This is a genomic window from Bradyrhizobium sp. NBAIM08 (assembly GCF_020193935.1).
GTDB classification, from domain to species: Bacteria; Pseudomonadota; Alphaproteobacteria; order Rhizobiales; family Xanthobacteraceae; genus Bradyrhizobium; species Bradyrhizobium yuanmingense.
The window spans coordinates 1,024,401-1,039,041 of sequence record NZ_JADYVR010000001.1 but is presented as its reverse complement, the minus strand read 5'-3'; the positions used below and the strand labels follow the sequence as shown (position 1 = coordinate 1,039,041).

Below are 14,641 nucleotides of genomic sequence, written 5' to 3'. Positions count from 1 at the left end.
GCAGCGGCGCGAAGCGCTGTCGCTGGCGTAATCCACCTCGTTTCTCTCCGCGTGCCGAAACAGAAACGGTGGATTACGCCTTCGGCTAATACACCCTACGAGATCACGCAATCAAACGCCGCCGCTGCAATAACGCGTCCACATCGCGCGATAGGCCGCGTCCACCGCGCGTGCATATGAGACGGGGTTGCCCGCGGCCGCGGCGTTGATCGTTGCGGGCAACTCGCGGCGCAACTTGTCGAGCTCGCCGATCTCGGCCGCGCGGCTGGCCGCGATCTCGACATAGGCCTCCTCGCTGTCGGCGACCCAGTCCGGCAGGCCAAGCGCGGTGAGGATGGCGCCGGCGGCGCGGCCCGGCAGGCTGTTGCCGAGCTTCGCCACCACGGGCACACCCATCTGCAGGGCTTCCCATGTGCTGACGCCGCCGTTCTGCGGAAACGGATCGAGGGCAATATCGATGCGATTGAACGATGCCAGATGCTCGTCCCGCAACGTGGCCCCGAGCAGATCGACGCGTTCGGCCGGCAATCGGCAAGCCGCAAATCGCGCCAGCAGCTTGTCGCGGACCAGTTGATCGTCGAGAGCCACGTCCTTGATCAACAGTCGCGAGCCCGGCACCCGCTCGAGGATCCTGGACCAGACTGCCGCCGCCTCGTCCGAGATCTTGCTGATCCGGTTGAAGACACCGAACGTGACGAAGCCGTTCGAGAGCGCCGGCGTTCCGGCCCGCGTAATCCCGGCCGGCAGCGGCGCCAGCGTCACGAAGCACGGCAGGTCGACCACCGTCTCTGCAAACAGATGCCGAACCTCGTGCGGAATCCCGACCGGATCCGAGAACAGATAGTCGATTGTCGGCAACCCGGTGCCGGTGCCATGGCCCCAGCCGTGCGCCTGGATCGGTGCCGGCTTGCGCGCAAATACGCCGAGGCGGTTTCCTTTTGTATGGCCGGACAGATCGATCAGGATATCGATGCGATCGTCGCGAATCTGGGCGGCGAGGCGATCGTCGCTCCATTGCGAGGCGTCACGCCAGCGATCGGCGATGCCTTGAAATTCGCGTGTCGTCGCGTCCTCCTTCGCCGAGCACGAGTAGCACACGATCTCGAACTGGGCGCGGTCATGGTGTTGCAGGACGGGCTTGAAGATGAACGCAGCCGAATGCGCGTTGAAGTCCGAGGAGACGTAGCCAAGCACCAGGCGGCGATCCGGATCGCGGCCGTTGTCATGCGGTGCCGCCGCTTCTGAAGCGATTCTCGCGCCGATCCGCTCCCACCATACGCGTCGCGCCTGCTGATGCCGCTCGACGCTGGCGTCCGGCACAAAATCGAGCGTGAAGATCTTGCTCGAGATCGCGCTCTCGAGATCGGGCCTGATATCGAGGGCTCTGTCGAAACTGGCGAGGGCTTCGTCGACCCGGCCTAGTCCGGCAAGACAAAGGCCCAGCACCAGATGAGCCTGATCGGAATCGGGCGCGATCGCGAGCGCCCTCTCGCAATCGGATAGTGCCTGGGCCATCTGCCGGGTCTGGAGCAAGACATTGGCGCGCCAGAGCCATCCGTTCACGTCGTCAGGGGCGAGGGCGATTGCCCGGTTGCAATCCGCCATGGCCTCGTCGAATCGCTGCAGCTCCCGGAGTGCCACGGCGCGGTTCGCCAGCGCCGCCGCATAGTCGGGCTTGATCGCGAGCGCGCGGTTCAGGCTTGCAAGAGCCTCGTCGTAGTTGCGCAGACGGCAGAGCGTGGAGCCGCGGCCGTTGTGGGCTTCGGCGAGGTTTGCGTCGACGGCGAGCGCCCGATCGTAGCTGTCGAGCGCTTCCTGGTAGCGATCCAGGGCCGCGCTCGCGTTCCCGAGATTGGAGAGAGCGAGGGCGTAGTTGGGCCGCAAGGCGAGCGCCTTGCGATAGCTCTCGCGGGCATCATTGTGACGTTTCAGCCCGTTCAGCGCGACGCCCAGGCTCATATGGGCTTCCGCCGATCGCGGATCGACGACAACCGCCCGGCTCAGCAGGCTCTCGGCCTGCTGATAATTCCCAGCATCGGACTCCAACGCGCCGAGCATATGCAGCGCGATGAATTGATTGGGCGCGATCTGCAGGAGCTGGCGATAGGCAGCCTTGGCCCCGGGCAAGCGTCCCTTCTTGTGCAATTCGAGCGCTTGCCCGAGCAAGGGCAGCACGTCGGCCTTTTGCCGCTTCTGAAGCCGGGCATTTTGAAATGCACGCTGACCGACATTGCTGCCCATGAATCAATTCCCCCGGATGTCCCGGGCGAGACTAGTTCAGCGCGAGAACGAAGACGAGACGACCCCAGCCCGACGCGCCAGCTTGGGGCAAGCTACGATCCGATACGGTGATCGCGTGATTGGCCTCAGCCTCTTACCCTCCAGGGGAGGGTCCTGGAGGGGGAGGGTGACAGCGCGGATGCGGCACTACTCAACACGACCAGCTCTGCGATTGCTGCCTCGCCCACGACTGGATAAGCTGACCTTCAAGCCATACCGCGCGACGGCGGCTCAGAAACAGGGAGGCAGACAATGGCCAAGCAAAAGGCATCGAGGCCCGCATTGAAGACCGCGGTGAAGAAGCGGAGTGGCGCCAAGGCGGCGGCGCGATCCTCGGCACGCAAGGCCGTGAAGGCGAAGGCGCGCACTGCCGCTGCGAAAAAGCCCGCACGTCCGAAGCAGCGCATCGCCGTCAGCCATCACCGCGAGGAAGACTTCAAGGCCGACGGCCTGCGCGCCTACGCGAAGTATCGCGATCTCGGCATCGGCGAGGCGACCCATGGCCTCGCGCAGGCGCATGTGATCCGCCTGCAAGGTCCCTGCAACCCGGCCGAGGTGTCCAAGCTCCACTATCACGACGTCGAATTCCAGATGGTCTACGTGCTCAAGGGCTGGGTGAAGACCTATATGGACGGGCAGGGCGAGACCTTGATGCAGCAAGGCAGCGCCTGGACCCAGCCGCCGAAGATCAGACACATGATCCTGGACTATTCGGACGACGTGGAGCTGCTGGAGGTGATCCTCCCCGCTGAGTTCAAGACGGTGGAGCTGAAGGCGTAAGCGCAACTCTCGATCGCTAAAATGCGGTCGATCCGAGAAACCGGGCGGTCAGCAATCGGGATGATTTCGGCCGCCCCGCAAGCCTGGTGCTAACCAGTCGAAAATACCTCTCGCGTCAACTCAAGGCTGTGTCAACGCGGGAAATGCTTTCATGGCGACCAACACTTTTGGCCGACGCGGCACAGTAGCGCCAGCTCCAAGAGCATCGTTTCAAGCCGCCGCCGCGCCGATCGCCATAGAGAAGCCCTCTTCCAGCGAGGAGACGCTTTTTGCCGACAACAAGCTTCTGGCCGACATCCCCTTCCTCACCATCGGCCTGATCTTCGGTCTGCTCCTGATCTTCGTTCTGCAGCGTAGTCTCGCCATCGACATCGCGCGGGACGGCGATCTCGATGTCCGCTCGCTGATCGCTCAGGGGGCGTCCGGCTACGATCTCGTCGTCGGGAGGGGAGAGTGGTGGCGAATCGGCCTTGCGCCGCTTCTGCATGGCAGCGGGTGGCACCTCGTGAGCAACTGCGTGGCGCTGTTCATCGTCGGCGTCAGGCTGGAGTCGCTGATCGGCCGCGGCTGGTTTGCTTTGATCTTCGTTGCCAGTGCATTGGCCGGAGAGGCCGGCTCGCTGCTGGGCAACGGTCCCGGCACGGTCGGCGTCGGTGCGTCCGGCGCCATCACCGGGCTGATCGCCGCGCTGTTCGTGGCGAGCTTCGATCCCGAAGCGGACGCCGATCAGACCATATCGAGGCTGAAGACGTCGCTGTTCTTCGGTGTTCCCGCACTGCTGCCAATGGCCTTTGGCGCTTCCGGCAACGTCAACTATTACGCCCACGCAGGCGGTGCGGTGGCCGGCGCCGCGCTCGCCGTCACGCCGTGGCTCGCCTTCTGGTCCTATGACAGCCTGCCGCGGAGCGCGAGCATGACCTTGCTGGCAGGATCCATCGGATCTCTCATCTGCGCCGGCTTCGCCGCCGCGCATTATTCGGCCTACATGGCCGATGCCGCGCACTATATCCGCGCCTCGGAAGTGCCGATGAAGGGCGACGAGATGGCCAGCCGGTCGCTCGATCTCGTTAGCCGCTACCCGAAAGACGCGCGGGCTCACGTCTACCGTGCTGTCTTCTTCCTGGAACAAGCGGATATCAATGCCGCCGAGAGGGAAGCGCAAACCGCTATGTCGCTCGCAGCTTCGGACGTGGCGGGTGGGCCGGTGCGCTCCGGGGCGCAGGGCTTGATAGCGGTGTTGCTGTGGGTGCAGGGGCGAACCAGCGAGGCAAAGGCCATGGCGGCCGAGCCGTGCCGTTCCAGGGTGCCTGAGGTGCGTCGCATCCTGCAGAAGTCGAAATTGTGCGGTTGAGGCAAAGATTCTCGCCGCCGTCATTGCGAGGAGCTCTTGCGACGAAGCAATCCAGACTGTCTCCGCGGACGCATGTCTGGATTGCTTCGCTTCGCTCGCAATGACGCGTGGAAAGAGAGCCTACGCCAACACCCCCACCACCGCTCCCATCAGACACGTCGTCAGCGTCCCCGACACGATCGACTTCAGCCCCAGCGCGTTGATCTCCTCGCGCCGCTCCGGTGCCATCACCCCTAAGCCGCCGATCATGATGCCGAGGCTGGCGAAATTGGCGAAGCCGCACATCGCATAGAGCATGATCAGGCGCGAGCGCGGATCGAGCGTATCGGGCGGCAGCTTCGAGAAGTCGACATAGGCGATCAATTCGTTCAGCACGGTCTTGGTGCCCATCAGGCTGCCGGCAGTGATCGCCTGATCCCACGGCAGCCCCATCAGCCAGCACACTGGCGCCATGACGAGGCCGAGCAGCCGCTGCAGCGAGATCGCGGCCCCGCCGACGTGCGGGAGCAGGCCGAGGATTGCGTTGACGAGATAGACCAGCGCCACCAGCACCAGCAGCATCGCGACAATGTTGATCAGCAGCTCGATGCCCGCGCTGGTGCCTTTCACGATCGCGTCCATCGTGCTGGCGACCTCCATTTGCGGATCCTCCAGCGCGCCGCCGGTGCGCTTGTCGGAGGTTTCAGGGACCATGATCAGGCTGACCAGGATCGCCGCCGGCGCGCCGAGCACGGAGGCGATGACGAAATGCGCGGCGGCGTCGGGAATGAGCGGCGCCAGCAGCGTCGCATATAGGACCAGCACGGTGCCGGCGATGCCGGCCATGCCGCCGGTCATGACCAGGAACAACTCGCTGCGCGTCATCTGTGCCAGATACGGCCGCACGAACAGCGGCGCCTCGACCATGCCGAGGAAGATGTTGGCAGCGGTCGAGAGCCCGACGGCGCCACCGACGCCGAGCGTGCGCTCCAAGAGCCAGGCCATGCCGCGGACGATCGGTGGCAGCACGCGCCAATAGAACAGCAGCGTCGTGAGCACGCTCATGACCAGCACGATCGGCAGTGCCTGGAACGCCAGGATGAAGTCCGCGCCTGGCGCCTTCAGGTCGAAGGGCAGGGGTCCGCCGCCGATATAGCCGAACACGAAGGCGGAGCCGGCCCGCGAGGCCGCCGAGATCGCGCCGACCGCCTCGTTGATGGCGCCGAAGGCATGGGCGACGACCGGCAGCTTCAGCAGCACGAGGGCGGTGACGAAGGTCGCGGCAAGGCCGATCGCCGCCTGGCGCAGCGACACCGCGCGACGATTTTCCGCCAGCGCGAAGGCGATCAGCAGCAATGCGAAAATGCCGAGTGCAGATTGCAGGCGCAGCATGATGTCTCAAGCCCCTCGATGATTATGGCCCCCCATGCGTTGCAAAGGCAATGCCGGGAGCAGCCGGGAACGACCAGTGTTGACAAGCGGGGCCACCTCGGCCACCCCGGGGGCCTTCGATATCGAGGGAAAGAGCGGTCCGAGCGTGACCGAAGAGGCGATGCCAGAGCAGCCAATATCCGGACATCGACCGGTCACCGCCGGTGAGCTCCTCCGCCATCCCGCTTTCCTGTTCTTCCTGCTCTCGCGCAGCCTGTCGCGCTTCTCCAGCCAGATCGCGGCCGTCGCGATCGGCTGGCAGATCTACGATCTCACCGGCTCGGCGTTCGACCTCGGGATGGTTGGTCTCGTCCAGTTCCTGCCCACCGCGCTTCTGGTGTTCGTCGCCGGCCACGCCGCCGATCGCTACGAGCGCAAGCGCGTCGTCCAGCTCTGCCAGCTGGTGGAGGCCGCGACCGCGCTCTATGTCGGGGCCATCACCTATCTCGGCGCGGTCAGCGAAGTGCAGATCTTCATCGCGACTTTCCTGCTCGGAATCGCCGGCGCGTTCGAGAGCCCGACCACGGCGGCGCTGCTGCCGCTGATCGCGCCGCAGGGCTCGCTCCAGCGCGCCACTGCCGTCTCCAGTGGGGCGGCGCAGGTCGCGACCATCACGGGACCTGCGCTCGGCGGCATCGCCTATGCGGTCGCCCCGCACCTTGCCTATGCCGTGATGGTCCTGTTCTGGGTCTTGGGGATGATCTTGACCGGCTTCATCCGGCCGCGCCCGCAGGCGATCGCGAGGGAGGGGATGGACTCGGACAACATCTTCGCCGGCGTCCGCTTCATTCGCAGCAACCCGGCGATCCTCGGGACCATCTCGCTCGATTTGTTCGCCGTGCTGTTCGGCGGCGTCACGGCGCTGCTGCCGATCTATGCCCGCGACATCCTCCAGACCGGCCCGGTCGGGTTAGGCGTGCTGCGCGCCGCGCCTGCGGTCGGTGCCTTGCTGATGACCATGGTGCTGGCGCGCCACGCGATCTCCCGGCATGTGGGCCTCCGCATGTTCCAGGCCGTAATCGTGTTCGGCCTCGCTACCATCGTGTTCGCGCTGTCGTCCTGGATGTGGCTGTCGGTGCTGTCGCTTGCAATCCTCGGTGCGGCCGACACGATCAGCGTCGTGATCCGCTTCTCGCTGGTGCAGCTGTCGACACCCGACGAGATGCGCGGCCGCGTCGGCGCGGTGAACTTCCTGTTCATCAACGCCTCGAACCAGCTCGGCCAGTTCGAGAGTGGAGTGGCAGCCGCGCTGCTCGGCGCCATGCCCGCCGCTGTGCTCGGCGGCGTCGCCACCGTCGCAGTGGCGCTGCTCTGGATGAAGCTGTTTCCAGCCCTGCGCAAGGTGGAGAGCCTGGAGTAGGCCCTCCGCTCTCTCAACGTCATTGCGAGGAGCTCGCGACAAAATTGCGTAGCAATTTTGCGCTGATGCGACGAAGCAATCCAGAATCTCACCGCGGCGGCAGCCTGGATTGCTTCGCTGCGCTCGCAATGACGATTGTTGAGATGGCGTGGGGACTTAACTCGCGTCACGCCCGCGGCCCGGCAGCAGCAGGCGCCTCTTGACGCCTACTGTGCATGGGGTTGTTTTCGCGCTTTTTTGTTCAGCCCCGCCCGACGAACGGCATCTTGGTCGCCATCACCGTCATGGTCAGCACGTTGGCATCGAGCGGCAGGCTGGCCATGTAGGCCACGGCATCGCCGACTGCTTTCGCGTCCATGCGCGGCTCGTGCTTGGTGGTGCCGTCGGGCTGCAGCACGCCGGGGCCGTTGACCATGCGGTCGGTCATCGGGGTTGCGGCATTGCCGATATCGACCTGGCCGACGGCGATGTCGTACATGCGGCCGTCGAGATTGCTGGCCTTGGTGAGGCCGGTGATGGCGTGCTTGGTCGAGGTGTAGGCCGCCGAGAATGGCCGCGGCGCGTGCGCCGAGATCGAGCCGTTGTTGATGATGCGGCCGCCGCGCGGGGTCTGATCCTTCATGATGCGGAAGGCGTGCTGGGTGCACAGGAACGGGCCGGTGAGGTTGGTGTTCACCACGGCCTGCCATTGCTCGAGGCTGAGATCCTCGAAGTTGACGGCCGGCGCGCCCATGCCGGCATTGTTGAAGAGCACGTCGAGCCGGCCGTAGGTCGCCTTCACCTTGTCGAACAGCGCGGCGATGGAGTCCGGCTTGGTCATGTCGGCGGTGACGCAGAGGCTTTTTCCCGCGGGACCGAGCTTTGCCGTCTCCTCGAGCATGTCGAGCCGGCGGCCTGTGAGCACCACGGTGAAGCCGGTGTTCATCAGCGCCAGCGACGCCGCGCGGCCGACGCCGGTGCCGGCGCCCGTCACCAATGCGATCTTTTTCGCTTCACTCATCGTTTCCTGCCTTTTCTCTTCTGCTGTCAGGTTTTGGGTTCTTTGTCGTTCTTGTAGGGCGGGCGCGGAATGTTCTGATGCGCCGCGCGCAAGGCCGCCGACCAGCGCGAGCGCAGGTCGTGGAAATAGGGCTCGCCTGCCTCGATGCGGTGGTTGAGATCGGCCTCGCAGGCATCGTTGCGCACCACCAGCACGTCGATCGGCAGGCCGACGCCGAGATTCGAGCGCATCGTCGAATCCATCGAGATCAGGCCCGTCTTCAGCGCCTCGTAGAGCTCGACGTCGTAATGCATGGCACGGTCGAGCACCGGCTTGCCGTATTTGTGCTCGCCGATCTGCAGGTACGGCGTGTCGGTGGTGCACTCGATGAAATTGCCGGCGGTGTAGACCATGAACAGGCGCATCCGCGCGCCCTTGATCTGGCCGCCGAACAGAAAGGAGACGTCGAAGGACACGTCCTCGGATTTCAGCGCCGGCCCTTCGGTGGCATGCACCGCCCGGATCGCCCGGCCGATGCGCTGGGCGGCCTGGAACATGGTCGGCGCGTTCATCAGCGTCTCGATCTCGCCCGTATTGGGATCTTCGAGGCCCTCGGTCAGCGTCGACAGCACCGACTGGCTGATGGCGAGGTTGCCGGCACTGGCGATCGCCATGATGCGCTCGCCGGGCTTGGAGAAGATGTGCAGCTTGCGGAAGGTTGAGACATTGTCGAGGCCGGCATTGGTGCGGGTATCGGCGATCATCACCAGACCGTCCCGAACCAGGATTCCGCAGCAATAGGTCATTTCCAGTCCCCGAACGCGTTTGCGCGGAATTACTAGCCAATTTCAAGGGCCACTCCAACCCCCGATTAAGCCCGTCATTCCGGGGCGCGACGAAGTCGCGAGCCCGGAATCCATTCCTCCACCAACTCTGCGACCAGATGGATTCCGGGTTCGCGCTACGCGCGCCCCGGAATGACGGTGCGAGACGGCAAGCTAGTCAGCTGCGTCGACCAGAAACGCCTCATCAACCGGCACGCCGAGCGCCGTCACCAGCCGGTTGGTCTCCGCGGCCATGCCGACGATGGCGAGCAGCTCCCCATATTCGGCCTCACTCATGCCCTTGGCCCGTGCCGCGGCCGTGTGGGAGTGGATGCAATAGCTGCAGCCATGCGCGATCGACACCGCGACGTAGAGCATTTCCTTGACCTTGGGATCGAGCGCGCCGGGAGCCATCACCTCCTTGATGCTCTCCCAGGTCCGCCGCAGCGTCTTCGGATCGTGCGCCAGCGCGCGCCAGAAATTGTTGACGAAGTCCGATTTCCGCACTTTACGGATGTCGTCGAAAACGGCTCGCGCTTCAGTCGAGAGTTCATCATCCGAAAGCAGTTTCACAGTCGCCATGGCTACCTCGCGGGTTGATCCGATCCCGCGATTGTAGCACGCCGAATGTGTTCGGCTGGCGGCTCCTAGCTCTGCCGCTGGGATTGCGATTGCGACTGCCCGCCGCGGCCGGCCTGTTCGACCTTCACCGCCACCGTCAGCGTTTCCGTGCCGCCGCCGTAGCGCGTGCCGCGCACCGGGGCCGCGCCGAGATAGTCAAGCCCGATCGCGAGGCGGACATGCGCGTCGGTGGCGCAGATGCTGTTGGCGGGATCGAAGCCGACCCAGCCGAGATCGGGCACGTAGGCCTCTGCCCAGGCATGGCCGGCGTCCTGGTGCACCGTGTCGTCCGCACGCAGGAAATGTCCGGAGACGAAGCGCGCCGGCACGCCGCCGGCGCGGGCGCAGGCGATGAAGATGTGCGCGTAGTCCTGGCAGACCCCGCGCTTGAGCGTGAACGCCTCCGCTGCGGACGTGCCGCTGTTGGTCGGGTCCTCGTCGAACGTCATGTGATCGGCCACCTGCGTCATCAGCGTGTGCAGGAAGCCCAGCGTGTCGCTCTCGGCCTCGCTGCGCAACTGGCGCGCGACCGCCGTCATCGCCGGATTGACCGAGGTGAGGTCGGTGACGCGCAGGAACATGCCGGGGGGAAAGCGCTCATCGCTGCCACGCAGCACGCCGCCGGTGTCGTGGGTCTCGATCAGCCCTTCGGCAATGATCTGGATGTCGCCGACGGGCCCGCAGGACAGCACGTGGGTGACGTTGCCGAACGCGTCCTCATGCATGTCGAGCTTGGTGTCGGTGGAGACGTCGATCTGCCATTCCGCGACGTATTGCCCGTCATGACTGCCCGGCGTCATGCGCAGGATCTGGATCACGCTGGTGGCCGGCGGCTCGTAGCGATAGGTCGTGGTGTGCTGGATTCGCAGGCGCATGGTGGACCGTGTCGTTTGTTGTAAGGCGTGACTGCCGTCGCAAAGAAGCTCGTCATGCCCGGGCTTGTCCCGGGGCATCCACGTTCTTCCTCGTCGCGCAAAAGCAAGAACGTGGATGGCCGGGACATCTAGCGCGAAGACGCGCTTCGCGCTCTTGCCCGGCCATGACAATATCCCCTGTCGTCAGTCGAGCGACATTAGATCAAATACTGCTTCGTGATGATTTCGCCCAGCCTGGAATTGTCCGCGATGAATTCCTGAATGAATTCATGCACGCCATGCTGGAAAATGTCGTTCATATTGCTGTGTTCCAGCCGGTTGCGGATGCCGCGGGCGTGGCGCTGGGCCGGGCCCTGGCGGCCATAGGCGACGCCGATCTGGTCGAGGTTGCGCACGAGGTTGCCGTAGCAGCTGGCGAGCGAGCGCGGCAGCGTGTCGTTGAGGATCAGGAGGTCCGCGATCAGCCAGGGCTTCAGCGTCTCGCGATAGACCCAATGATAGGCCGTCAGCGCCGAGACCGAGCGCAGGATCGAGCTCCACTGGTAGAAGTCGAGCGGCCCGCCGACATGCTCCTCCTCGGGCAGCAGCACGTGATACTTCACGTCGAGGATGCGCGCGGTGTTGTCGGCGCGCTCAAGGTGCACGCCCATGCGCGAGAACCAATAGGCGTCGTTGCGCAGCATGGTCCGATAGGCCGAGCCGTCGAAACGCAGCGAGGTCTCCTGCACGAAGCGCAGGAATTTTGCGAGGTCCTCGCGCGTCGAGGTGCCCTTGCTCCACACCGCCTGAAGCTCGATCCAGGCCGAGTTGATGGTGTCCCACATCTCGCTGGTGAGGGCCGTGCGCACCGAGCGCGAGTTCAGCCGCGCCGCTTCGATACAGTTTCGGATCGAGGACGGGTTGTTCTGGGAGAACGAGAGATACTCGACGACGTTGTGCTCGTTGGCTTCCTCATAGGCCTGATAGAAGCTCGCGGCGACCCCGGCCGTGAGCAGCGCCGAATCCCATTCATTGGTCTTGCCGATATAGGCGGCGGGAAGCGCGGTGACGCGCAGCGTCGCATCGATGGTGCGCGCGAGATATTCGGCCCGTTCGACGTAGCGGGCGAGCCAGTAGAGGTTTTCGGCGGTACGCGACAGCATCTCTCTACTCGTCCAGAATCCAGGTGTCCTTGGTGCCGCCGCCCTGGCTCGAGTTCACCACCAGGGAGCCTTCCTTGAGCGCGACGCGGGTGAGCCCGCCCGGCACGATGGTCGTGCTCTTGCTGCCCGTGAGCACGAAGGGGCGAAGATCGACGTGACGTGGAGCGAGGCCCGACGCCGTGCAGGTCGGGCAGGTCGAGAGCGCCAGGGTCGGCTGGGCGATGAAACCTTCCGGCTCGCGCTTGAGCTTGTCGCGGAACGCTTCGATCGTCGCCTTGGTCGCGGCGGGGCCGATCAGCATGCCGTAGCCGCCGGAGCCGTGCACTTCCTTGACGACGAGCTCACTTAGATTGTCCAGCACATAAGCGAGGTCCTTCGGCTCGCGGCAGCGCCAGGTCGGCACGTTCTTTAGGATCGGCTCCTCGCCGAGATAGAATTTCACGATGTCGGGCATGTAGGAGTAGATCGCCTTGTCGTCGGCGATGCCGGTGCCGACGGCGTTGGCGAGCGTGATGTTACCGGCCGCGTAGGCCGACATCAGTCCGGGCACGCCGAGCACCGAATCGGGACGGAAGGTGAGGGGATCGAGGAAGTCGTCGTCGACGCGCCGATAGATCACGTCGACCCGCTTCAGCCCTTCCGTCGTCCGCATGAACACTTCGTTGTTCTTGACGACGAGGTCGCGGCCTTCGACCAGCTCGATGCCGAGCTTGTCGGCGAGGAAGGAGTGCTCGTAATAGGCCGAATTGTAGACGCCCGGGGTGAGCAGCGCCACCGTCGGCTCGCCGGAGGCGCTTTGCGGCGCGACCGAGCGGAGCGCTGCGAGCAGCTCGTCCGGATAGCGCTCGACCGGCGCCACCCGGTGGCGGGCGAACAGATCCGGAAACAGCCGCATCATGATCTCGCGGTTTTCCAGCATGTAGGACACGCCCGACGGCGTGCGGGCGTTGTCCTCCAGCACGATGAAGTCCTCGGCGTCGACCCGGACGATGTCGATGCCGGCGATGTGCACGTAGACGTCGTGCGGCACCTGCTGGCCGTTCATCTCGGGCCGGAACACCGGGTTCTGGAAGATCAGATCGTCGGGCACGATGTCGGCGCGGAGGATGTCGCGGCCGTGATAGATGTCGCGCAGGAACATGTTGAGCGCGCGCACGCGTTGCTTCAGGCCCTTCTCCAGCCGCGCCCATTCCTTGCCGGACATGATCCGCGGAATCACGTCGAAGGGGATCAGGCGCTCGGTGGACTCGGAATCGCCGTAGACCGCGAAGGTGATGCCGATCCGGCGAAACAGCAGCTCAGCTTCCTGGCGGCGATATTCGAGCGCCTCGGGAGGCGTCTCCTTGAGCCAGCGCGCCAGCTCCTGATAGGCGGGGCGGAGGTCCCCGCCGGGAATGTTCATTTCGTCAAACGCGACTGCCATAGATCCCGACTTGTCTCCCCAGGCGTTGCGCCATGCGCCAGTTCGCGTCGGCCTTGATGAGACCGCAACGTCCTGTGGCCATGCGTCAACAGTGCATGACTTTCATGTGGTAGCAAGGGCCGGGCCAGCGCGATAAGCATGGAGAGGGGGCATTTGCCGGCGACGGCCGGCGGCGTGCCTGAAAAAATGGCTGAAGACTGCTTATTTCAGAAGCAAAACCGCGTGACTTCAACGCGTTACCTCGGCAAAGTCGGCGTCACAGGTGAGGGACTTAAGGCATGAGCGAGATCGTCACGGCGGGCATTCTGGTCATCGGAGACGAAATCCTGTCCGGCCGGACCAAGGACAAGAATATCGGCTTCATCGCCGAATACCTGACCAATATCGGCATCGACCTGAAGGAGGTCCGCATCGTCTCCGACGACGAGCCGGATATCATCGCTGCACTGGATGCATTGCGGCATCGCTACACCTACGTCTTCACCACGGGCGGCATCGGGCCGACTCATGACGACATCACCGCTGATGCCGTGGCCAAGGCGTTCGGCGTCGGTATCGACCATCACCCGGAGGTCGTCGCCCGCTTTCGCGAGCGCTGGAGCGAGCAGGACCTCAACGAGGCCCGGCTGCGCATGGCCCGCATCCCCGACGGCGCCGAGCTGATCCAGAGTGCGACCATTCTCGCCCCCGGCTTCAAGATCGGCAACGTCATCGTCATGGCCGGCGTGCCCTCGATCATGCAGGCGATGATGGACATCGTCTCGCCCAAGCTGAAGTCCGGCGTGCGCATGCTGTCGGACTCGGTCCGCGCCAATGCGCGCGAGGGCGACATCGGCGGCCCGCTGCGGGCGATCGCCGCCGCCCATCCCGACACCATCATCGGCAGCTATCCCTTCATGGACGAGGAGCAGAAGCCCAACACCAATCTGGTGGTGCGCTCGCGCGATCCCGAGAAGCTCGCGGCGGCAATGGCCGCGGTGAAGGAAATGCTGGCGGGATTGAACGTCAACCGCTAGCAGGGAATTGCCGGACGAGATTGCAGGAGACAGGCGATGGCTGGTGAAGCACCGGAACTGAGTGCGCAGGAGCGGGCAGGCAAGGCCTTCCCCGTCTCGTGGGACCAGTTCCACCGGGATTGCCGGGCGCTGACCTGGCGGCTCAACGAGGTCGGTCCGTTCCATGCGGTGATTGCGATCACCCGCGGCGGCCTGGTGCCCGCCGCGATCGTGGCGCGCGAGTTAGGGGTGCGCGTCATCGATACGGTCTGCGTCGCCAGCTACGACCACAACAAGCAGGGCGAGCTCCAGGTGCTCAAGGGCATTTCCGAGGCGACAATGACGCTCGGCGGCGGCACCGGCAAGGGCCTGTTGATCGTCGATGACCTCGTCGATACCGGCAAGACCGGCAGGATGGTGCGCGAGATGCTGCCCGATGCGCATTTCGCCACCGTCTACGCCAAGCCGATGGGACGCCCGCTGGTCGACACTTTCATCACCGAAGTCTCGCAGGACACCTGGATCTTCTTCCCCTGGGACACAGCACTGTCCTACCACCCGCCGCTGCGCGACGGCGCGGCGTGACCAGAGCGAATGGCGA

The 14,641-nt window shown here is 64.8% G+C and carries 13 protein-coding genes; 5 read left to right on the top strand and 8 right to left on the bottom strand.

The annotated features are described in order from the left end of the window. Positions 1-111: 111 nt before the first annotated feature. Positions 112-2,241, bottom strand: coding sequence for a tetratricopeptide repeat protein (locus I6F37_RS05090; protein WP_225150503.1), 2,130 nt, complete (start codon positions 2,239-2,241; stop codon positions 112-114). Between the two features lie 291 nt (positions 2,242-2,532). On the opposite strand from I6F37_RS05090, the gene I6F37_RS05085 reads away from it, so the two are divergent. Both I6F37_RS05085 and I6F37_RS05080 read left to right on the top strand, forming a co-directional pair. Beyond that, the gene (locus tag I6F37_RS05085) at positions 2,533-3,060 is read left to right on the top strand and encodes a cupin domain-containing protein (RefSeq protein ID WP_036029806.1); all 528 of its coding nucleotides are present in this window, start codon (positions 2,533-2,535) and stop codon (positions 3,058-3,060) included. Positions 3,061-3,211: 151 nt separating this feature from the next. Further along, positions 3,212-4,411, top strand: coding sequence for a rhomboid family intramembrane serine protease (locus I6F37_RS05080; protein WP_225150501.1), 1,200 nt, complete (start codon positions 3,212-3,214; stop codon positions 4,409-4,411). A 120-nt stretch (positions 4,412-4,531) separates the two neighbouring features. Here I6F37_RS05080 and I6F37_RS05075 read toward each other — a convergent pair whose 3' ends face one another. Then, complete coding sequence (locus I6F37_RS05075; protein WP_225132683.1) at positions 4,532-5,782, bottom strand: NupC/NupG family nucleoside CNT transporter; 1,251 nt, start codon at positions 5,780-5,782, stop codon at positions 4,532-4,534. A gap of 160 nt (positions 5,783-5,942) precedes the next feature. Here I6F37_RS05075 and I6F37_RS05070 point away from each other — a divergent pair, with 160 nt between their 5' ends. Continuing rightward, on the top strand, positions 5,943-7,181 hold the full coding sequence (locus I6F37_RS05070) for an MFS transporter (RefSeq protein ID WP_225150593.1): 1,239 nt from the start codon (positions 5,943-5,945) through the stop codon (positions 7,179-7,181). 241 nt (positions 7,182-7,422) lie between these two features. Here the strand turns inward: I6F37_RS05070 and I6F37_RS05065 are convergent, their stop codons facing one another. From I6F37_RS05065 to I6F37_RS05040, 6 genes are all read right to left on the bottom strand, one after another. Then, entirely contained in the window at positions 7,423-8,181 is a 759-nt protein-coding gene (locus I6F37_RS05065) for an SDR family oxidoreductase (protein ID WP_036029803.1), read from the bottom strand. 26 nt (positions 8,182-8,207) lie between these two features. Then, a complete protein-coding gene (locus tag I6F37_RS05060) occupies positions 8,208-8,966 on the bottom strand; it encodes a proteasome-type protease (protein WP_036015360.1) in 759 nt (252 codons plus the stop codon). A 192-nt stretch (positions 8,967-9,158) separates the two neighbouring features. Then, entirely contained in the window at positions 9,159-9,566 is a 408-nt protein-coding gene (locus tag I6F37_RS05055; RefSeq protein WP_225150499.1) for a carboxymuconolactone decarboxylase family protein, read from the bottom strand. Between the two features lie 65 nt (positions 9,567-9,631). Further along, positions 9,632-10,480: a transglutaminase family protein gene (locus I6F37_RS05050; protein WP_036029799.1), complete on the bottom strand. Its 849-nt coding sequence runs from the start codon at positions 10,478-10,480 to the stop codon at positions 9,632-9,634. A gap of 197 nt (positions 10,481-10,677) precedes the next feature. Continuing rightward, a complete protein-coding gene (locus I6F37_RS05045; protein WP_036015356.1) occupies positions 10,678-11,622 on the bottom strand; it encodes an alpha-E domain-containing protein in 945 nt (314 codons plus the stop codon). 4 nt (positions 11,623-11,626) lie between these two features. Next, positions 11,627-13,045, bottom strand: coding sequence for a circularly permuted type 2 ATP-grasp protein (locus I6F37_RS05040; protein ID WP_036015353.1), 1,419 nt, complete (start codon positions 13,043-13,045; stop codon positions 11,627-11,629). 278 nt (positions 13,046-13,323) lie between these two features. Between I6F37_RS05040 and I6F37_RS05035 the strand changes: the two genes are divergently transcribed. Beyond that, a complete protein-coding gene (locus I6F37_RS05035) occupies positions 13,324-14,061 on the top strand; it encodes a molybdopterin-binding protein (protein WP_036046217.1) in 738 nt (245 codons plus the stop codon). 36 nt (positions 14,062-14,097) lie between these two features. Beyond that, positions 14,098-14,625 (top strand): xanthine phosphoribosyltransferase, encoded by a 528-nt coding sequence (gene gpt / locus I6F37_RS05030; protein ID WP_036015348.1) that lies wholly within the window; start codon positions 14,098-14,100, stop codon positions 14,623-14,625. Positions 14,626-14,641: the final 16 nt, after the last annotated feature.